This window comes from Streptomyces sp. NPDC107765 (assembly GCF_055657085.1).
Genome location: NZ_JBVKBL010000001.1, coordinates 374838 through 394560 on the forward strand (window position 1 = coordinate 374838; position 19723 = coordinate 394560).

Genomic DNA, 19723 nt, shown 5'->3' on the forward strand with positions numbered 1-19723 from the left:
GCCACTCAGGCCAGGCTGGACACAGCGCACCGGACGGAACCGGAACGCACACCTGGCTCTGAGGAGAAACCATGAACCGCGAGGACCGCTACGCATACGGCATGAAGGTCCTGGAGGAGGTTGACGGCGAAGCGGGACAGCGCATCGTCGACTCCCTCGCAGACACCTCACCGGAGTTGGGCCACCAGGTGGTGGCATGGGCGTTCGGCGACATGTACTCGCGCCCCGAACTTCCTGCGCGCGAGCGGCAGTTGGTCACCCTGGGCATGCTCACCGCGCTCGGTGGCTGCGAAATCGAGCTGGAGGTGCACATCAACGCGGCCCTCAACGTCGGCCTGACCGCCACCGAGATCTCCGAGGCGCTCCTGCACTCGGCCGTCTACTGCGGCATGCCGCGGTCGATCAACGCCACACTCGTCGCCAAGAAGGTCTTCGCCGAACGGGGCCTGCTCCCTCTCACCAACCTCAGCTGACCCGTCCCGAGCCTCGCGGCCAGCAAAAAGGTCTCTTCCCCGTAGGGGGAAGAGACCTTTGTCGGAGCGCCCGGCAGGCCTTGCACCTGCATCTCCCACCGGCTGGTGGACGTCTTTCCTTGGACCACAGACGCGTGACTCCCACCCGCGGGCCGGAGCTACGTCATGATCATACTGGATCGGCGGACGCATCGTCCACGCCGACCAGAGGCGAGCTGCTCAAGGGGCTGTCACTCCACGGGATTCATCGACAGACCGGATGGTTTCGGCAGGGTCGAGACGGAGGTTCTCCTGTGCGGGGCCCCCTCCTCCAGCGCTGCCCGCCAGCCCATTTCTGTCCACATGGTGATGCGCCGCAGGACCGGACCCCTGCGGCGCATCATGGAGAGTGCCGGTGAGTGACGTCAGCCCTCACCGGCAGTAGGGCTTGTTAGTGGTGGCCCCAGTGGCCGTGGTGGTCCCAGTGGCCGTGGTGCCCCCAGGACCGGGAGTCGACGATGCGGCGGTGGTCGTTGCGCAGGGTCGCGGTGTCGGAGTAGTTGTCCCAGAAGTAGTCGCGGCGGTCCTGGAACAGGTCGGTGCGGTCGTCACGGCCGATGCCGGTGTGGACGCGGACCTGGCTGTGGCCGGCCAGACGGACGTTGCCGAAGCGGTAGCTGTGTCCGGTCTTGTCGGAGAGGGTCCAGCCCTTGATGGTCACCGGCCAGCGGCCGATGTTCCGGAGGGTGACCCATTCGGCGTTCAGGCTCCGGTTGGAGCCGTCATCGCGGCCGGGGCTGTCGTACTGGATCGGCCCGAGCACCACCGCGGAGCGCACGTGGTGGTGCCAGCCGTGGTGCCAGCCGTGGTGGCCGCGGTCGTGGTCGGCCGCGGCGGCGGGCAGCGCGGCGGTGGCGGCCAGAGCCGCAGCCCCCACTACGGCAACGGCGATACGCGAAGCGTGACGGAACACGAAATCCCCTCCTGAGGCACCCCGAAGCAGGTGCCGGGAAAAACCGGAAGCCCGGCCGGTTTGACCGGGCCCCCACACAGTGACCCCACGTCATGCCTTGCCGGAAGAATTCAGATTTGGTGTTACAAAACACAGACATTCACACAACCTCTCCCCGCCAGGCGCACACTCCCCCGCCTTCGCCCACGCCAACGCGACGCCCCTTACACCCATCCAGACGCCCCAAGGGGTTACCCGCGGCAGCACCTGCCACCGGGCTCCGGACGCGAGCCGACTCGGCCACCGCGGGGGCTGAACTCCTGACTATTCGCGCTCCCCGGACAAGCCCCTCCACGCCGGGCCGTTCAGGGGCCGAGGTACGAGTGGAAGAGGTTTTCCGGGTCCCAACGAGCTTTGATCTCGGCGAGGCGGTCCCAGGCGGCCGGTGCGTACGAGGACCCGGCCCGCGGGCCGCCGGCCTCCAGGTCGGCCTCCGCGATGTAGCGCCGGCCGTCGCCGCGCGGGTCCACCGCGGCCCTCGCCTCCCGAAGCCAGCGACCGTTCGTCGCGTCGTCGGCCGGATCGTCCCAGATCGCATAACAGACCAGGTAGGAGGCGCCGAGCGGGGCGAAGGCCATGTTGCTCAGCAGCGCCGGGTCCTCGGAGACGGGGTGCACGGGTGCGAGCACCAGCGACTTGCCCGAGGGCGCGGCGGCCATCGGATCCACCAGGCGGGTGAGCTGGGTGTGGTAGCTCTCCGGGGCCCACAGGGTGTCCGCGCCGTAACGGTGGCCCGGTGGCCAGACCGCACTCGCGCCCTCGTGCAGGGCGGCGTACGAGGTCGGTGCGGGCGGCTCCGCAGCGACTTCGAGCTCGCCGAAGGGGCACTCGGTGAAAGGCTTGAGGGCCTGCCGGGCCGTCTCGGGTGAGGGTGCGAAGGCCGTGGCGGCAACCGTGATCCGGGGTCCCGGGGGTACCGATGCCGTCGCCGGACCGGACGCCGCGAGCACGAAGGCGGTCTCCACGTACGGCGGCAGCCCGCGCGCGATCAGCTCCGCCCACTCCGTGACCCGGGCGGTGTCGGCCAGCGGGAAGGTGCGGCTGGTCGCCATGATCGACCCGGGGTGGGGGTGCAGGGCGAGCCGGAAGCGGGTGACGATGCCGCAGAAACCCGCTCCGGCACCGCGCGCGGCCCAGAAGAGGTCGGGGTGCCGGCTCTCGCTGCAGTCGACGATCCGTCCGTCGGCGGTGACCACCCGGACCTCCTGGACGTCGGCGCAGGACACGCCCCAGGCCCGGGAGTTCCAGCCGAGGCCGCCGCTGAGCAGGAATCCGCCCACCGCGACGGTGGGGCAGTGGCCGACCGGGAAGGCCAGTTGGTGCGGAGTGAGGAGAGCGACCAGCTCCTGGCCGGTGATGGCGGGCCCGACGACGGCCGTCGGAGGGCCGGGGCCGTCGGCCGGGGTCAGGGTGCACTCGCGCAGTCGGGAAAGGTCGAGCAGCAGCCCGTCGTCGCGGAGCGGGGCGCCGGACCAGTTGTGCCCGCCGGAGCGGGTGGAGAGGCGCAGCCCTTGGTCGCGGGCGTGGGCGACGGCCCGTACGACGTCACTCTCCGAGGCGGCCTGCACGATGACGGCGGGGAACCGCGCCGGTGTGACACGGTTCCAGACCACGTCGGCCCGGGCGTCCTCGTATCCGGCATCGCCCCGGCGGATCAGCCTTCCGTCGAGGTCCGGCGCGGACACCGGTGTGCGTCGGCCCATGTCGCCTCCTCGATGCGCAGCGGACCGTTCAGGGCATCAGGGTGATCAGGGCGAAGACGGCGAGGGAGACGAGATAGCAGAGCGCGACGGCGGCGATGCCCGCAAGCTGTGCCCGGCGGCCGAGTGTCCGGCCGGGCGCCAGCCAGAACCCGAGAGCTCTGTTCACCAGGGGCATCAGAAGCCAGGTCAGGGCGCTGACGCTGAGGATGTTCGAGATGAACATCGCGAGGTAGAGGGGGAATTTGATGCTGTTCAGTGCGTCTCCGAGGGTCAGCGTGAGCACCATGACGGTCGGATAGAGCGCCAGGAGCACGGTCATCGCCTGTTTCCAGTTGGGCGGCGCACCCTCATCGTTGCCGTGGCCGAACCTGAACCAGCCGCTGAACGCCGAGCTGACCTTGCGTACGTCATAGGCGGTGAAGTACTTGCGCCCCTCTTCAAGGAGCACGGCGCGCACATCCGATGCGAGCCAGTCGTCGAGATGCTCGCGGGAGTCGAACCGGAAGACGACCACCCAGTGTTGCTGAACGCCCTCGACCGGTTTGAAGAGCTCGGAGCCCATGAATCCCGGCGCCTTCTCCTGGGCCTTGAGCGTCTTCTCCTGCCATTTGAGGAAGCCCTGTTCGCGTCCTGGTTTCACGTCGTGGGAGATGACGGCCGTGACGACCTTCGGCGTCTCCTGGGCCGGACTGCCGCCACGCAGCACCTCCTGGGTCGGAGGCCCTTCGAAGAGTCCGTGCGCTTCCTTGAGCAGCTCCGCCCGCCGGTCGGAATCCAACCAGGCTGTCAGGTGGTCCACTCCGGAAAAGCGGAATACAGTGACCCATTCGTTTGCGCCGCCGGCACCGGGCGGGTATACCTCGGCGCCCACGAATCCCTCGAATTCACGGGCCGCCTGATTGGTTCTGTCCTGCCAGAGCCGGTACTCATCGGCCCGGCCTTCGCGGACCTTCTGCGAGGTCACCACGGTGGCAATGTCGGCCGCTGAGTCATGGCTTGCACGGGCACTCACCTTGAGTAGCCTAGTACATAACGCATTTAAACGGCAAATGGAGCATTTAATTTCCGGTTTCCGGAAAGGCCGATGGGCCGACGTCGAGGGAGACTCCACTATGGAACACAAAGAGCTCATGGCCGAGGCGGTACGACTCGCCACCGAGTCCGTCGAAAAGGGCTGGGGCGGCCCCTTCGGGGCAGTGCTCACCCGCGATGGCGAGATCATCGCCCGCGGGCAGAACCGCGTGCTGCTGACCGGCGATCCCACCGCCCACGCCGAGGTGGAGACCATCCGGAAGGCCGTGCAAATGCTCAACCCCGAGGCGCCGTCCATCTCCCCGGACCATCAGAACGAGACCACGCTGGAGTACGTCCCCCGCCCCGAGGGCTCGCCGGACCCCGTCCCCGAACGCGCCCGCATGCTGCAGGGCTGCTCGATCTACATCAGCGGCGCCCCCTGCCCGATGTGCATGAGCGCCATCTACTGGTCGCGGATCGACGAGGTCTACTTCGGCTGCGATCTGGAGGAAACCCGGAAAATCGGCTTCGATGACTCGTTCCAGTACGAGGACTTCACCAAACCGCTCGACCAGCGCCGGATCAAGATCAAGCAGATCTACCCCGAGCTGGGTTCCAAGGCCTACGAGGCATGGACGAACCGGCAGGAGCGGCACTCGTACTAGGAGCGGCCGCGGTCTCCGTACCAGGGTTGCGGCGCGGTGTCCCCGCAACCGATCCCGGGTTCCTGTCCTTGCGCGGCGTTCAGTACCTTCCGCACGCGTCGGCCGCCGCGGTCACTGGACGCGGATGACGCTCTTTCCGCGGGTGGCACCGGTGGCCAGGTTCGCGATGGCGGTCTCCACGTCGGCGAGCTCGTGTTCGGCGGTGATGTCGATGCGCACCGAGCCGTCGGCCACCCGGGCCAGCGCTCCGGCGGCACTGGCGGCCAGCCGGGCCGGATGGGTTCGGCTCAGCAGGTGGCTGTTGTACGTCATCACCGACTGCCCGTTCGTGAGCAGGTCGTTCGTCGAGAGGTCGACCGGGTCGAAGCTGGCGATGTTGCCGTAGACCACGAGCCGGCCGTGGGGCGCCAGGAGCGCCAGGTTCGCGGTGCGGGTGGTTCCCCCGACCGGGTCGAGGATGGCGTCGAAGGTCTCCCCGCCGAGAGCCCGGGGGAACTCCTCACGTGTCAGCACCCGGTGATAGCCGAACTGGCGCGCGTAGTCTGCCCGGTCGGCGTCGCCGGCCACGCCGATGATGCGCGTCGCTCCCGCCGCGGCGGCGAACTGGGCCGCCAGGGTGCCGACTCCGCCGGATGCCGCGTGGATCAGGACGCTGTCGCCGGGGCTGGTTCCGGCGACGGTGTTGATCAGGTCGTAGGCGGTCGGGGCGATCCAACCGCACCCGCCCGCGGTACGGACATCGACACTCTCCGCGGTGATCGCCAGCGCGGACGGCGCGAGGACGACCTCGGCGTAGCCGCCTCCACCCACCAGGGCGACGACCTGTTCCCCGACCCGGTCCTTCGCCACCCCGTCGCCGACCGCGGTGATCCGCCCCGCAACCTCGAAGCCGGGCACGAACGGTCGCGGGAGGGGGAAGCGCCCCTCCCGCACCAGCACATCGCCCCACTGGACACCCGCGTAGGCAACCTGCACAGCCACCTCACCCGGCCCGGGAACCGGGTCGGGGACCTCGGTCGGACGGAAGTGATCGTCGGCACCCAGGACCACAGCCTTCATCGCGCTTCAACCCCCTGTGTTGACTCAGTAACCTGATACTGGTGAATCTAGGAGTATCAGGTAACTGAGTCAAGTAAGGGAGTTGAGATATGTCCGAGGTGCCTGTCGAGGAGTACCTGTGCACCCGACTTCGGCGTGCGGAACAGGCCCTGATGGCACACCACGAGGCGGTACTGCGTACCTATGGGCTGACCATGACCCAGTACACGGTGCTCCTCGCGCTCTCCCGCGGGGACGGCCGGTCCGGCGCTCAACTCGCCCGGGCCTGCGGCGTCTCCCAGCAGAGCATGGCGACCGTCCTGAACGGCATGCAGACCAAGGAACTCATCAGCCGCAAAGCCTCCGCGACCCATGCGAAGGTCATGATCGCGACCCTCACCGACACGGGGCGAGACCTGCTCGACCGGGCGTACCAGGAAGTCATCGTGCTGGAACGCGCCCTGACCGACCGCTTCAGCACCGACGAACACCGCCAATTCTGCGAGTTCCTCGACCGCGCCACCGCCACCCTCATCGAGCAGACCCCCACAGCCCCAGCACGCTGACGACGACGCCGACCGGGAGCCCAGGCGTGCGATCCGGCGTGTCGGGAGGGAGAAAGGCGGTGCGCCGACTGAACCGAGGAGCGGGGCCTGCCATCTTCCTGCCCGACAGCCGGAAATCAACCCCCCATCAGTTCATGTGCCGCTGTGCGCCGGCCCTGCCGCACGGCCTCCCCGATGTTTGCAAGGATCAAGGAGACAATTCCTCACTCGCCCACGGGGAGCGAGGACGACGCCCGACACCCCAGGAAGAATGAGGAATCGCGGTATGCGCTTGGTCGCGCCTGACGGTCCGGCACCTTCGGAATCGGCAGTCGGGCGCCCCAGACTCTATGTGCTCGACGGGCTGCGGTTCGTGGCGGCACTGATGGTCCTCGGCTACCACTACCTCACCCTTCGCGACGGGTGGGGCAACGATCCGCGGGCGTTCTCACCGGAGCTCTACCACGTCGCACAGTTCGGCTGGCTGGGTGTCGAAGTCTTCTTCCTGATCAGCGGATTCGTCATCTGCATGAGCGCGTGGGGACGCACACTCGGCGATTTCGTGAAGTCCCGGGTTTCGCGCCTTTATCCCGCTTACTGGGTCGCCGTTCTCCTGACGGCTTCCGTCCTGGCGCTGTGGCCCCGCGTACGCAGTGCGGACAGTCTGGAGACGGTGCTGACCAACCTCACCATGCTGCAGCAAGGCGTGGGGGTGTCCGATCTCGACGATGTCTACTGGTCGTTGTTCATCGAGCTGAAGTTCTACTTGCTCTTCGCTCTCGTCGTCCACAAGGGCGTCACCTACCGCAGATGCGTACTCTTCTGCGGCCTGTGGACGGTGGCCGGCGTGGTCGCTTACAAGGCCGACACCAGTTTCCTGTCGGTATGGGCCATCGCACCGTACTCCCCGTATTTCATCGCGGGAATCGCCTTCTACCTGATGCACCGCTTCCGGCCCACCATGCTGCTGTGGGCGATCGTCGCGGTCGAATTCCTGCTGGCCCAGCACTACGTCAAGGGCCGCGTGGTGATGAACCTCGGGGACAAGGCCGCGACCGCACACGACTGGCCGGCACGCATCGGAGTGCTGTTGGCCTTCCTCCTCATGGCGGCCATCGCCCTGGGGGTGTTCGACGGAGTGCGGTGGCGCTGGCTGAGCCGGGCCGGCTCGTTGACGTACCCGCTGTATCTGCTGCACATGTACATCGGTTTCACGCTCATCGCCTTCCTGCGGCACCGTCTGCCGGCCCCCGTGCTGCTCATGTCGATCATCGCGCTCATGCTGGTGCTCTCGTACGCCGTCAACCGGTGGGTGGAGCGTTCTGTGGGTGCCTGGTTGCGCGACGGGATCGACAAGGGGTTGCAGGAGATGCGCCGCGGATCCCGGGCGGCTCCGCCTGCGGAACGACCCGGGGCAGGGCGCGCGGGCCGGCAAGGTGTCGCCCGCGGCGAGGCGGATGAAGGGAAGAGCCTCGCCTGCACGCAGGTCGACCGTACGGAGAAGGAGAGTGACCGGGTGGGGACACTCTCCTGAAGGCGGACCGGCTCCCGCTTTCCCTCTTCCGGGAGGTCTACCGGAGCGTCCAGCGTTGGGATGTGCCGCCGGTACATCGTCCCAGTGCCACCTCTGGTAGTCGGTGCGGTTGCAGTGGGAGACGTAGGGACCGTAGTCGGCCCGGAAGTCCAGGCACGGCTTGTCCGTGTCTCGATGAGCCCGGAACCGGCACACCTCCACATCTCTCCCCCATCACCCCGGAAGCCCCCGTACCGGAACCGTCAAACGACGCCGGCCGGAGTGCTCCTCCCGGTGGTAAAGGAGCTCACCGGCCAGCCGGCCGTGCGCGCCTTCGTGCGCGCACCCCACCTCGCCGGCGCACCCCGGCGCGTAGAGGCCGCGAGGGCGTGCCACATCCCATTCGTCACTCGCTTCACGGTCCTCGGTGTTTCGGCCAATGCCCGTCCCCGCCGCAACGGCCGTAGTGCTGCGCCAGGACGTCAACTCCTTGCGTTTCCAGGGTCTCAGGCAGTCCGGAATCGAGCGCGTTCGATTCCGTCGGGCCGTCGTTATGCCGTGCACCGCCGAGCCATCCAGACACGGCGCCCGCCCCAGGGAGGATGCAGATGACTGTGACCGACGCCTCGACCGCCCAGGCGGAGAATCCGCCTCCTCCCCCGCCGGCCACCCTCACCTTCGAAGGCAAACACGGAAAGAATCCGCTGGCGGAAGCCAGTTTCGCCGCCATGTGCCGGCGCCTGCCCGCTGTGCTCGGTCACGCCGCGCGCATGGCCTGGTCCGTCGACAAACCCGCTGTCGCACTGTTGCTGATCTGCCAGCTCCTCACAGGCGCCTCGGCCGCCATGGTGCTCGGCTTCACCGCGAAGGCCATGACCCACCTCCTCGGGCCGGGCACCGTGTCCCCACGCCTGCACGCCGCGATGCCCGCCCTGATCGTGGTGGCAGCCACCGCGGGCGTGGGCCGCATCAGCAGCGCTCTGTCGTCCTACGCCGACGGACGCATCACCCCTCTGCTGATGACCGAGGCGGACGTCGCGCTGGTCTCCGCCGTGTGCCGGGTCGAGGCGTCCGCCTACGGGGAGAGCGGGTTCGCCGACCGGCAGGAAGCCGCCGAAGTCGGCGTCACGCGCACCCGGATGATGGTGCAGGACGCCCAGCGCTTCATGGCCTCCCTGATCCGCATGATCGCCGCGAGCAGCGTCATCACCGCCCTGCACTGGATGATGCTCCCGCTGCTCCTGCTCGCCGTCATCCCCGCCGGGACCGGCGCGGTGCTCTGCGCGCGCGTCGACTACGAGACCCACTACGCCAACGTGGGTGACCGCAACGTCCGCGGCATGATGCGCTGGTGGGCCACCTACTCCCGGCACGGTGACGAAGTCCGTGCCAACGGCATGACCGGCTACCTCACCTTCTGGTACCGCGCCCTGTCCGAGCGCATCGACAAACGGACCCTGAGCGCCGCGCCCCGCATGCTGCGCATCGTCCTCGTGACCAGTGCGGTCGGTGGAGCGTTCCTCCTGGCCACCTGGGCGACCCTGGCCTGGCTGGCCACCACCGGCCGGGTGGCCCTGCCCGTCGCGGCCACCGCCGTCGTCGCCGTCCAGACGACACTGGCCGCGCTGTCCCAATTCGTCATCTATGGCGCCGCGTTGTTCCACACCTCCCTGTACCTCGCCGACATGCGCAGTTTCCTCGACATGGCCGCCGAGCGTGCGCCGAAGCGTGGCGAGCTGACCATCCCCGACCAGGTGGCGGAGATCCGCCTCGATGAGGTGGTGTACCGGTACCCCGGCAAGGACGAGCCGGCGGTCGACGGAGTGTCCCTCACTCTGCGCCGCGGCGAGATCCTGGCCATCGTCGGCGAGAACGGCTCTGGCAAGTCCACGCTGGCCAAACTCATCACCGGAATCCTCCTGGCCGACAAGGGCAGCGTCGCGTGGGACGGCATCGACCTCGCCCACGCGCACCCGGACGCCGTATGGAAGCGCACCGCACTGGTCCCGCAGAACTTCGCCTGCTGGCCTCTGCGGACGCGGGAGAACATCACCCTCGGGCAGCCCAAGACATGGGACGACGAGGCCGTGTGGGAGGCCGTGGACGCGGTGGGGATGCGCGAGGCGATCGAGAAGCTGCCCCGACAGCTCGACACCCTGCTCGCTCGGGAACTCTTCGGTGGGGTGGAGCTGTCCGGAGGACAGTGGCAGCGACTGGTGTGCGGACGTGCTCTCTACCGGCGCACGCCCCTGTTGATCCTGGACGAACCGACCTCGCAGATGGACCCGCGCGGCGAACACCAGATCTTCCTGGAGGTCAAGCGCATTGCCGCCGAGCGCATGACGATCGTCGTCACCCATCAGCTGGAGAACACCCGGCTGGCGGACCGCATCCTCGTGATGCGCGACGGTCGGGTCATCGAGCAGGGCGGCTACGACGAACTGATCCACGCCGGCGGGTTGTTCGCCGAGCTCGTCGCGCTGGCCAAGGACCGGTAGCGGCCACCATGCCGGCCCTGGTGTGAGGTCGAAGTCGCTCCTGCTCTGGTGCCTCAACTCCCTTAGTTGTACGGCGAATTGTGTCCCGGCACTGACACGCCGCTCTTGCCCGGTTGCTGCTGACCCTGGTGACCCGCTACGTGCAAACGCCGGAGTCGTCGGGGTACGGCTTCGGCGCCGACGTCGTCATCGCGGGCCTGGTCCTGGTGCCGTTCTCCGCACTGGGCTTCGTCGGCGGCAAACTGGTGCCCCCACTACGGCGGCGGCTGGCACCTGTGACAGTCCTGGCCGTCGGGGCCACCGCCGTACTGGCGGCACTGGTGCTCTTCGCCGTCAACCGCAGCCAGCTGTGGCTGTCCTTCACGGTGCTGGGCATCCTCGGCCTGGGCGTCGGTGTCTTCTCGGCCGCGATGCCGAACGCGATCCTCGCCGTCACCCCGGCGGAGGAGACCTCCAGCGCGATGAGCTTCCATCAAGTCGTCCGCAGCGTCGGCTTCTCCCTCGGCAGCGCCCTGGGCGGCCTGACCCTGGCCGCCCACACCCCCGTCGGCTCGGCCTTCCCCACCGACAACGGATACACCACAGCGTCCTGGATCGGCGTCGCGGTGATGGGTGTCACGGTCGTCGCCGCCCTCGCACTGCGACAAAGGCCCCGCACGACGACGGCAGCCGCCTCGCCGCGCAACGACCGCCCTGCTGCCGGCCTTTGAACGACCGGACCGGCCGGTCGCCATGCCGTGGAGTCGTGCTGACGACCTGTGGATCGAGCCCGCGAGGACGTACGTTCGGGGATGATCGATCCACAGGTCACCGAGCGAGGCCGACGCTGCCGCGTCGGTCGGGAAGGCACGTCCGTGCGCATGAGCGCCCTCGCGGCCCGGGCCCTCAGCACCGCGCGGCTGGACCTGCTGCCCCTGCGCGTCGAGCACGCCGAAGAGATGGGTGATCCGGCTCCGTGCCGAGGACTGCCTGACCGGCACGGTCCAGGCGACGGTCGGCCCCTCCGGTCACGGCTCCCTCGCCGAGATCGCCTGGGTGGTGGGGACCCCGTGGCAGGGAAGAGGCATCGCCACCGAAGCAGCCCGAGGACTCGTCGACTGGCTCGGCCAACAGCCCGTGCAGGCCGTCATCGCCCACATCCACCCCGAACATCAGGCATCGGCTGCCGTCGCCACCGCCGCCGGACTCCTGCCCACCGACGAATGGCACGAGGGCGAGATCCGATGGCGCCGGCCGAAGTAGCGGGCGCCAGCCTCCTCCTGACGGGTCATCAGCTGAGTCTCCGGGGGCCCCGCTGCGGGTGGTGCGAGCCCGCTCACGGTGCGATCGTCAGTACCTGGTCCACCGGGCGTCGCGGGGTACGGGGTCCCGGCGGCCCGTAGCCCAGGCGGAGGAGCATGTGTACGTACCCGGAGCCCGAGACCGGGTCGCGCAGGATCCAGCGCAGTTCGGGCCACTCGACGGGCTGCGTCGCGAACGAACCGGCGACTCCCTCCGAGGTGGCCACGAGCAGTACGCGTTCGAGTGCCTGGCCGGCGCGCAGCCAGTCGGCGGGGTCGTCTCCGGCGGTGCTGAGCGAGGCCAGTTGGGGGCTCTTCTCGAAGTCGGCGTAGCCACGGTCGGACACGGCGTGCCGGCCGGCGAAGTCCCGGACGGGAGTGTCGCCGGCGCGTTTGCGGGGGCCGAAGGCGTAGGCCGGGACGCCGTCGTCGGCGGACGGTCCGGTACCGGTGTCGCGGGTCCAGCCGTGTTGTTCGGCGTCGCGGGCGTCGTCCATGCGGTTGTAGCCCTCGGCGTGCTTGATGAGGTCCAGTACGGTCTCGCGGTGCGCGGCGGTGAGGAAGCTCAGCTGTGCGCCTTCCCGGGCCGCGGCCTCGGTCAGGGCGGCGCGTACGGTCTCCGGGATCTGCCGCTCGGTGAACGGGTGGCGGCTGGTGTGGCGTTCGCGGATCGCCGGGTGGAGGTCGGGGAGAGCTTCGTCGGCGTGGCCGTGCGGGTCGTCCAGGCGCACGATCGCCAGCAGTGCCGGGCTGTCCGGGTCGGGCAGCAGCGTGGTCCAGGTGCGGTGGCCGGCCTGGGCCGCGGCCACCCGTAGGTTCAGCAGCGCCGCTCCGCAGCCCAGGTGCATGCCGCGGGTCGTCGGATCGGCCTGCGGTATCGCGCGGTTCAGGTCGGCGGAGAGGGTGAACGTGCGGCTGTGGCGGGCGTAGCGGAAGCGCCACGGCTGGGCGTTGTGCATGGACGGCGCGGTGACCGCGTCGGCGACCAGGCTCTTGACCAGGGTGTCGTCGAGGATCTTGGTGAACACCGGGGGCCTCCCGAACCGGCGGGCAGTGGATCGCTGGACCTCTTCAGCGTCGCCGGTGTTGCCGGGCCCGCGTCAGGGGCCGTAGGGCCCTGTCGGTGGGCCACCCGGGCCTTTCGGGCCTGCCGGCCACCGCTCGGGGGCCGATCGGCTCATCCCCCGGCCGGTCCGCTGCGGCCAGGCTGGAGCAGCACCCGGACCTGCGGCCGGCGAAGCGCATGCCACGTCGGGTCCGCCCGGGCGGAAGGAGCCGGAGATGGAACACCGCACGATAGGCGAGCTCATGACGAGGAAGGTCGTCAGCGTGCAGCTCGATACGCCGTTCAAGGACATCGCACAGGTCCTCGCCGACCACGCGGTGAGCGCCGTACCGGTCCTGGACGCCCTCGGCCGGCCGGCCGGCATCGTGTCGGAGGCCGATCTGCTGCGGAAGGCGGCCGACCGGTCGGACCTCTCCGGCAGGACGCCCGTGCCTCACCTGGAGGCGTGGGAGCGGGCCCGGGCCGAGGGGCGCACCGCCGGTGAGCTGATGTCCGCGCCGGCAGTGTGCGCGCACCCGGAATGGACGGTGGTGGAGGCCGCCCGGTTGATGGAGGTCCAGAACGTCAAGCGTCTCCCCGTGGTCGACGAGGCGGACGTGCTGCTGGGCATCGTCAGCCGGAGCGACCTCCTGCGCGTCTTCCTGCGCAAGGACAAGGCCATCGAGGACGAGATCACCCGTGAGGTCATCGGACGCACCGCACGCCTCGGCGCCTCGGGAGTGACCGCCGAGGTGGTGCGGGGCCAGGTCACGCTGCACGGTTCGGTGGACGAGCCGCTGCTGACCCCCGTCCTCGTGCGCATGTGCGCCGGCGTCGACGGCGTCGTCGCGGTCTCCGAGGACCTGCGGCCGGCCATGGCCGCCGGTCCGGCCGGACCGGTCGGACGAAGCTCGACACCCGCATGAAGCACCTCGACGAAGGGATGTGGGGACGATGAAGGACAGCCGACCCGAGCCCCCGGCGGAGCCGGTCCGGACGCGCAGCGACCTCGGCCGGCGGGTGGCGCTGCGCCGTCAGCAGCTGGGGCTGACCCGCGAGGAAGCCGCGGCGCGGGCCGCCGCCTCGCCGGAATATCTCCGGTACGTGGAGGAGAGCACCGCCGAGCCCGGTATCGGATTCCTGCTGCGCCTCGCCGGTGCGCTGGACACGACGGTCGCCGAACTCACCGGGGGAACGACGGAGCTGCCGACGGGCGTCGGCACGGCGGCGGCCCACCCAGAGGTGCTGGTCCTCAGCTCCGACGAGTGCCAGGACCTGCTCGCCACCCACGGGGTCGGCAGAGTGGCGGTGACCGTTGACGGTACGCCCGCGATCTTCCCCGTGAACTACACCGTCGCCGACGAGGTCATCGGCTACCGCACCGCCCCGGATTCCGGCCCCGCTGCCGCGGCCGGCCAGGAGGTCGCGCTGGAGGTCGACCACATCGATGACGCCTTCAGTCAGGGGTGGAGCGTCCTCGTCGTCGGGCCCGCGCACGCGGTCACCGACAGGTCCGAGTGCCGCTGGCTGGACGAGCACGCCCACACCGGCCCCTGGACCGGCAACGGGCGCCACGTCTGGATCGCGGTGCACCCGACCCGGATCACCGGACGCCGCATCCGTGTCATGGGGGCTCGTGCGCCGTCGACCACAGCGACGTGACCCACCCCGCTCACGGCGGGGCCGGCATGGTGGTCGCCCCCGGCGCGCACATGTCGGCCAGCCGGTGCCGGGTGGCCTGGAGGCGGCGGGCGAGCACACCGAGGACCCGGCGGGTCACGGCCAGGCCGAGGTCCCGGTCCGCCTCGCACAGCGCACGCACTGCCGTGGCGTCGAACTCGTAGGCGCGTACCGGGGTGCAGGCCTCCGCGCCCATGCGCCAGGTGTACGGCGGGACCAGCCAGGACCAGCCGACCAGGTCGCCGTGGCCGAGCATGTCGACGACCGTCGGTGGGCCGGGCGCGATGTGGACGTCCAGGTTCACCGAGCCGGTGCGGATGATCCAGAACCGGTCGGCGAGTCCGTGCTCTTCGAAGATCCGCTGCCCTGCCGGGAACGACACTTCGTGGGCGAAGCGCATCAGGCGTTCCCGTCCTTCGGCCGGCAGCGCGGTGAGCAGTGGCTCCGTGGTCATGACGGTTGCTCCCGGTTTCCGGCCGGCGGCGTGCGGGCCGGCCCTCCGCAACTCGGTCAGCCTTCAGCGTGCGCACGCGGACGGTGCTCCGGGCAGGGGCTGTTCGGCGCGGGTCGGTGGGCCGAACAGCCCCGTTCGCAGGGCCCCTGGACGCGCCGCTACGGACGGCCGACCGGGAGCCGGGCTTACACCGCCACCCGGCCCCCGTCAGGGCCCACTCGGCCCATGGGCTCCGTTCCGGGCTGCGGCGATGCTGGAACGAGGAAGCCGGTATCCCGGCCCTGGGTGCGCGGAGGTACGTCATGGGCGGGTCTGTTGTCGTAGGTCTGGACGGCACCGAAAACAGCGTGCCGGCCGTGCGCTGGGGTGCCGCGGAGGCGGCGGCCCGCGGACTTCCGCTGCGCCTCCTCCATTCCTGGGTCTCGCAGCCGGTGAACGTCCCCGGCGCCCGGGCGGCCACGGACCGGAAGCGCTACGGGGACGAGGTCCTCGGAGCGGCCGAAGCCATGGCGCACGAGCTGCATCCGGACGTTGCGGTGACGACCGAGCAGGTCTCGGAGCAAGCGGTCGACGCGTTGGTGGACCGCAGCGGCCTGGCCACGATGATGGTGCTCGGGTCGCGCGGGCACGGCGCGATCGCCGGCTTCCTGCTCGGTTCGGTCAGCCTTCATGTCCTCGGGCGCGCAAAGTGCCCGGTGGTGACCGTGCGCGAGGAGGAGAGCGCCGCCTACGAGCGGCCCGAGGTCGTGGTCGGCGTGCAGGAAGCCGGCTCGCGGGGCGAGGCGGTTGTGGAGTTCGCGTTCGTTGCCGCCGAGGCCCATCACAGGCGGCTGCGTGCCGTGCGGGCCTGGGAGCCACCGGTGGTGGAGTGTGTGCCCACCACCGTGCCTCCGGTGGACGAAGGGGAACTCGCGGCAGCGGAGGAGCGGAAGCTCGCCGAGGTTCTGGCGCCGTGGCGGGCGAAGTTCCCCGACGTCGACGTCGTCGCACAGCTGCAACGGGGCCGGATCACCCCGGTCCTGCTGGAGTCCTGCTCCCGGGCGGGTCTGCTGGTCGTGGGGAGGCGCGTGCAGCGGACGCCGATGCTGCTCGGGCCCGTGGTGTTCGCCGTGCTGCATCATTCCCGCTGCCCCGTGGCGGTCGTGCCGCGGATCTGAGCGGCCGCCCGGACGCGCCCGTCACGGGCCGGGGTCCCTCTTGGCCGGGGTCCGCTCAGTCGTGGGGTACCACTGCCACCGGACACGTGGCGTGGTGCATCGCGGCGTGCGCCACCGGACCGACCCGGGGTGCGAAGCGCGGATGGTTCCTCCTCCGGCCGACGACCAGGAGCTCGGCGCCCGCGACCGTCTGCACCATGGCCCGGGTCGGGCTCTCCGGCAGCACGGTCAGCCGTACCGGTACGTCGGGGAAGCGCTCCCGCCAGGGGCGGATCGCTTCCCTCAGCTCACCGTCCGCCTCCTTGGCGACTTCCTCCGCCACTTCCGGTTCGATCCCCCACGGCACATAGGCGCTTGCCGGCAGCGCACGTCCGTGCACGGCCTGCAGCGGCAGGCCACGGCTCGCCGCGGCGTCGAAGGCGAAATCGAGGAGGGGGTCGCAGGGGCCGTTCAGGCTCATCCCGACGACGATGCGCGGCTCCGCGACGTGTGCCTCGGATCGCGGTGCTTCGGTGGACCAGCCCCCGCGGACGAGTACGACCGGCCGATCGGCCTGGCCCACGACGTCCAGGCTGACATCGCCGAGCACATAGCTCTCCCATGCCGTCAGCGCACGGGTCCCGAGCACGACCATCCGCGACTCGTTCGCCGCGTACAACAGCGCCGGCAACGGCTCCGAACCGACCAGGTCCTCGATGACCTGCACATGGGGATGGCGGTCCTGCACCTCTTCCCGTGCCCGGCGCACGAGGCGCCGGGCGCCGGCGTTCTGGTCGCGATCGGGGGGCGTGTCGGGGGCTTCGGCGGCCAGCAGGACCCAGGCATGGAGGAGTCGCAGCACACAGCGCCGCCGGTCCGCTTCGTCAGCTGCCCACTGTGCCGCTGCCAGACTCTCCGGAGAGCCGTCGAGCCCCACGGTGATCACTTCCGGCTCCATGGCTGTCCTTCTTCCAGGGAGGAGGGGGTACGGGTCGCGATGCACCCGTCCCCCATCTCGAGCCTGCCGAATGCTCCCCCGGCCGGCAATGAGCCGAAGGGTGCCGTCAGGAGGCCGAACGGCCCACCGCTGCGCTGTCCGACCGGTCCGGCGCCACGCACCCGGCACGGGCGTGCCCGTCCCGCCGCGGTCACTACCGTGGAAGGTGTGGCCGCGGATACCGGGGCGGTCACCGCGGAGGACATGGTGACTGGCGAGAGGCTTGACCGAGGCGACGGGGCGCACCTGAGCCTGGGTGCGTTGCCCGACGATCTGCAGGAGCGGCTCCGGGCGATCGAACGCACCTCGGACCGGTCGCCGCATCTGCTGCTCGAAGCGGTCATGTCCGTGGGCGGCAGGCTGGAGCTGTCGCAGGTGCTGCGCCGCATCGTCGAGGTGGCGGTCGTCCTCGTGGACGCCGAATACGGGGCACTCGGGGTGATCGGCGAAGACACCCGGATCTCCCAGTTCCTGACCGTGGGGATCCCCGACGCGCAGGCCGAGGCCATCGGTCATTTTCCGGAGGGGCACGGAATTCTGGGTGAGCTGATCCGCCACCCCACGCCGCTGCGCCTGACGGAACTCGCCGACCATCCCGCGTCGTACGGATTCCCGCCGGGCCACCCGCCGATGCACTCCTTCCTCGGGGTGCCGATACGGGTCGGCGACGAGGTGTTCGGCAATCTCTACCTCACCGAGAAGCGCGGCGGCCGCCCCTTCGATGCCGCGGACGAGACGGTGCTCGCGACGCTGGCCGTGGCGGCCGGTGTGGCCATCGAGCACGCCCGTCTGTACGACGAGGTCCGCTACCGGGGGCAGTGGCTGGAGGCCAACAGTGAGATCGTCGCCGGTCTCCTGCCCGGGCCGGGCGAGAACGACGTCCTCGAAATGATCCTCGGCCACGCCGTGCGTATTCTCGCGGCGGATCTCGGCGCGCTGGCCCTGCCGGTCGACGACGACCACGTGAGCGTCGCACTCGCCGTCGGTGTGGAGGCCGACGCCCATCGCGGCCTGGTCCTCCCCCTCGACGGCTCCTTCGTCGGTACGGCGCTCCGCACCGGACGCTCACTGACCAGCCTCGATGTCGAGCACGACCGGAGGATCACGGCCGGTCCGCCCCGCTGGAGCGGTCTGGGGCCCGCGATCGCCGTGCCGATGATCACCGGCGACCGGGTGCGGGGGGCGTTGCTGCTGGCCCGGGTCCGCGGCCGCGATCCGTTCACCGAGCCGGAGACCACACCGCTCCTGACGTTCGCGGGCCAGGGAGCCCTCGCCATGGAGATGGCCGACCAGCGCCGGGCCGCCGAACAGCTGGCTCTGCTCAAGGACCATGAACGCATCGCGCGCGACCTGCACGATCTGGCCATCCAGCGCCTCTTCGCCACGGGCATGACGCTGCAGAGCGCGCTGCGTTTCGTCGATCATCCCGAGGCCGGTGAGCGGCTGTTGCGGGCGGTCGACGATCTGGACGAGACGATCAAAATCATTCGTTCCACCATCTTCGGGCTCCGCGCCCACGAGTCCGCCCGTGTCTCCCAGGGCCTGCGGGCCCGCACGGTCAGCGCCGTGGAAAGGGCCGCGCGGGCCCTGGGCTTCGCACCGTCGCTCCGTATGGAAGGTCTCCTGGACACCGAGGTGCCTGCGGAGATTTCGGTGCAGGTACTGGCCGTACTCGACGAGGCGTTGAGCAATACCGCGCGGCATGCGCACGCCGGGGCTGCGGCCGTGTCCCTGGTCCTCCGCGACCGGACGCTGACCCTGACCGTCCAGGACAACGGGGTGGGCATCCCGGCGGACGGCCGGCGCAGCGGTTTGCGCAACCTGGCCGAGCGGGCCGAGAGTCTGGGGGGCGCGATGGCCGTCGAGACACCGGTGGGGGGTGGCGCCCGGCTGGTGTGGCAGGTCCCGCTGCCCGCGGGGTGACGCGCTCCCGCACGCCTCGGCCGCCTGGCGGGTCCCGGCCGTGCCGCCTCAGCCGTGCTGTCGGCCGGGCCCCCGGTCCGGGGTGGGGGCGGCCTGGGTGGCGAGGACGGCCGCCTGGATGCGCCGCTCCACGCCGAGCTTGGCGAGCATGCGGGAGATGTGGTTCTTGACGGTCTTCTCCGAAAGGTAGAGCCGCTTGCCGATCTGACGGTTCGTCAGCCCTTCGCCGATCAGGCCGAGGATCTCCGTCTCCCGGGGCGAGAGGCTCGACAGCGCACCGGCTTCGGACCGCTCGTCGGCGTCCTCGCCGCGCAGCGTGCTCATCAGCCGCGCGGTCGTCGCCGGGTCGAGCATCGAGCGTCCGGAGGCGATCGTGCGCACCGCGGCGACGAGATCCGCACCCTTGATCTCCTTCAGGACGTAACCGGCCGCACCGGCCATGATCGCGTCCAGCAGCGCCTCGTCGTCGTCGAACGAGGTGAGCATCAGACAGGCCAGCCCCGGCATGTGCGAGCGCAGCTCCCGGCAGACGGACACCCCGTCACCGTCCGGCAGCCGCACGTCGAGCACCGCCACGTCCGGCCTCAGCGCGGGTCCGCGGGCCAGCGCATGGCTCGCCGTGCCCGCGTCGCCCACCACCTCGATGTCCGGTTCGGCATCCAGCAGGTCCTCGACGCCCCGACGGACCACCTCGTGATCGTCCACGAGGAACACACGGATCGGCCGCTGCGGTGAGAAGCCGTCTGCCTCGCTCATGGCGTCCTCCGG

General features: G+C 70.1%; 18 protein-coding genes and 1 pseudogene. 11 read left to right on the forward strand and 8 right to left on the reverse strand.

Annotated features, from left to right (window positions below; genetic code table 11):
• Window positions 1-71 precede the first annotated feature (71 nt).
• Complete coding sequence (locus ACZ7MX_RS01820; protein WP_472128330.1) at window positions 72-473, forward strand: carboxymuconolactone decarboxylase family protein; 402 nt, start codon at window positions 72-74, stop codon at window positions 471-473.
• Between the two features lie 430 nt (window positions 474-903).
• Here ACZ7MX_RS01820 and ACZ7MX_RS01825 read toward each other — a convergent pair whose 3' ends face one another.
• From ACZ7MX_RS01825 to ACZ7MX_RS01835, 3 genes are all read right to left on the reverse strand, one after another.
• Window positions 904-1425, reverse strand: a complete 522-nt coding sequence (locus ACZ7MX_RS01825; RefSeq protein ID WP_472128332.1) for a lamin tail domain-containing protein — start codon at window positions 1423-1425, stop codon at window positions 904-906.
• A gap of 344 nt (window positions 1426-1769) precedes the next feature.
• Entirely contained in the window at window positions 1770-3167 is a 1398-nt protein-coding gene (locus ACZ7MX_RS01830) for an FAD-binding oxidoreductase (protein WP_472128334.1), read from the reverse strand.
• Between the two features lie 28 nt (window positions 3168-3195).
• The gene (locus ACZ7MX_RS01835; protein ID WP_472128335.1) at window positions 3196-4179 is read right to left on the reverse strand and encodes an antibiotic biosynthesis monooxygenase; all 984 of its coding nucleotides are present in this window, start codon (window positions 4177-4179) and stop codon (window positions 3196-3198) included.
• A 100-nt stretch (window positions 4180-4279) separates the two neighbouring features.
• Between ACZ7MX_RS01835 and ACZ7MX_RS01840 the strand changes: the two genes are divergently transcribed.
• The gene (locus ACZ7MX_RS01840) at window positions 4280-4846 is read left to right on the forward strand and encodes a nucleoside deaminase (RefSeq protein ID WP_472128337.1); all 567 of its coding nucleotides are present in this window, start codon (window positions 4280-4282) and stop codon (window positions 4844-4846) included.
• A gap of 111 nt (window positions 4847-4957) precedes the next feature.
• Here ACZ7MX_RS01840 and ACZ7MX_RS01845 read toward each other — a convergent pair whose 3' ends face one another.
• The gene (locus ACZ7MX_RS01845) at window positions 4958-5905 is read right to left on the reverse strand and encodes a quinone oxidoreductase family protein (RefSeq protein ID WP_472128339.1); all 948 of its coding nucleotides are present in this window, start codon (window positions 5903-5905) and stop codon (window positions 4958-4960) included.
• Window positions 5906-5994: 89 nt separating this feature from the next.
• Between ACZ7MX_RS01845 and ACZ7MX_RS01850 the strand changes: the two genes are divergently transcribed.
• From ACZ7MX_RS01850 to ACZ7MX_RS01870, 5 genes and pseudogenes are all read left to right on the forward strand, one after another.
• The gene (locus ACZ7MX_RS01850) at window positions 5995-6450 is read left to right on the forward strand and encodes a MarR family winged helix-turn-helix transcriptional regulator (protein WP_472128340.1); all 456 of its coding nucleotides are present in this window, start codon (window positions 5995-5997) and stop codon (window positions 6448-6450) included.
• 331 nt (window positions 6451-6781) lie between these two features.
• The gene (locus ACZ7MX_RS01855) at window positions 6782-7963 is read left to right on the forward strand and encodes an acyltransferase family protein (RefSeq protein ID WP_472128342.1); all 1182 of its coding nucleotides are present in this window, start codon (window positions 6782-6784) and stop codon (window positions 7961-7963) included.
• Between the two features lie 587 nt (window positions 7964-8550).
• Window positions 8551-10440, forward strand: coding sequence for an ABC transporter ATP-binding protein (locus tag ACZ7MX_RS01860; RefSeq protein WP_472128344.1), 1890 nt, complete (start codon window positions 8551-8553; stop codon window positions 10438-10440).
• A gap of 113 nt (window positions 10441-10553) precedes the next feature.
• The gene (locus ACZ7MX_RS01865; RefSeq protein ID WP_472128345.1) at window positions 10554-11150 is read left to right on the forward strand and encodes an MFS transporter; all 597 of its coding nucleotides are present in this window, start codon (window positions 10554-10556) and stop codon (window positions 11148-11150) included.
• A 150-nt stretch (window positions 11151-11300) separates the two neighbouring features.
• Window positions 11301-11682, forward strand: a pseudogene (locus ACZ7MX_RS01870) (GNAT family N-acetyltransferase).
• A 73-nt stretch (window positions 11683-11755) separates the two neighbouring features.
• Here the strand turns inward: ACZ7MX_RS01870 and ACZ7MX_RS01875 are convergent.
• Window positions 11756-12748, reverse strand: a complete 993-nt coding sequence (locus ACZ7MX_RS01875; protein ID WP_472128347.1) for an Acg family FMN-binding oxidoreductase — start codon at window positions 12746-12748, stop codon at window positions 11756-11758.
• A gap of 253 nt (window positions 12749-13001) precedes the next feature.
• Between ACZ7MX_RS01875 and ACZ7MX_RS01880 the strand changes: the two genes are divergently transcribed.
• Both ACZ7MX_RS01880 and ACZ7MX_RS01885 read left to right on the forward strand, forming a co-directional pair.
• Window positions 13002-13691, forward strand: coding sequence for a CBS domain-containing protein (locus ACZ7MX_RS01880; RefSeq protein ID WP_472128349.1), 690 nt, complete (start codon window positions 13002-13004; stop codon window positions 13689-13691).
• A 28-nt stretch (window positions 13692-13719) separates the two neighbouring features.
• A complete protein-coding gene (locus ACZ7MX_RS01885; protein ID WP_472128351.1) occupies window positions 13720-14427 on the forward strand; it encodes a helix-turn-helix domain-containing protein in 708 nt (235 codons plus the stop codon).
• A gap of 10 nt (window positions 14428-14437) precedes the next feature.
• Here the strand turns inward: ACZ7MX_RS01885 and ACZ7MX_RS01890 are convergent, their stop codons facing one another.
• Complete coding sequence (locus ACZ7MX_RS01890) at window positions 14438-14899, reverse strand: Crp/Fnr family transcriptional regulator (protein ID WP_472128353.1); 462 nt, start codon at window positions 14897-14899, stop codon at window positions 14438-14440.
• 302 nt (window positions 14900-15201) lie between these two features.
• Here ACZ7MX_RS01890 and ACZ7MX_RS01895 point away from each other — a divergent pair, with 302 nt between their 5' ends.
• Window positions 15202-16056 carry a universal stress protein gene (locus ACZ7MX_RS01895; protein WP_472128355.1) on the forward strand — a complete coding sequence of 285 codons (855 nt, stop codon included), beginning with the start codon at window positions 15202-15204 and terminating at the stop codon, window positions 16054-16056.
• A gap of 55 nt (window positions 16057-16111) precedes the next feature.
• Here ACZ7MX_RS01895 and ACZ7MX_RS01900 read toward each other — a convergent pair whose 3' ends face one another.
• On the reverse strand, window positions 16112-16993 hold the full coding sequence (locus ACZ7MX_RS01900; RefSeq protein ID WP_472128357.1) for a universal stress protein: 882 nt from the start codon (window positions 16991-16993) through the stop codon (window positions 16112-16114).
• A 243-nt stretch (window positions 16994-17236) separates the two neighbouring features.
• Between ACZ7MX_RS01900 and ACZ7MX_RS01905 the strand changes: the two genes are divergently transcribed.
• A complete protein-coding gene (locus ACZ7MX_RS01905) occupies window positions 17237-18955 on the forward strand; it encodes a sensor histidine kinase (RefSeq protein WP_472129253.1) in 1719 nt (572 codons plus the stop codon).
• A 48-nt stretch (window positions 18956-19003) separates the two neighbouring features.
• Here the strand turns inward: ACZ7MX_RS01905 and ACZ7MX_RS01910 are convergent, their stop codons facing one another.
• On the reverse strand, window positions 19004-19711 hold the full coding sequence (locus tag ACZ7MX_RS01910) for a response regulator (protein WP_472128359.1): 708 nt from the start codon (window positions 19709-19711) through the stop codon (window positions 19004-19006).
• Window positions 19712-19723: the final 12 nt, after the last annotated feature.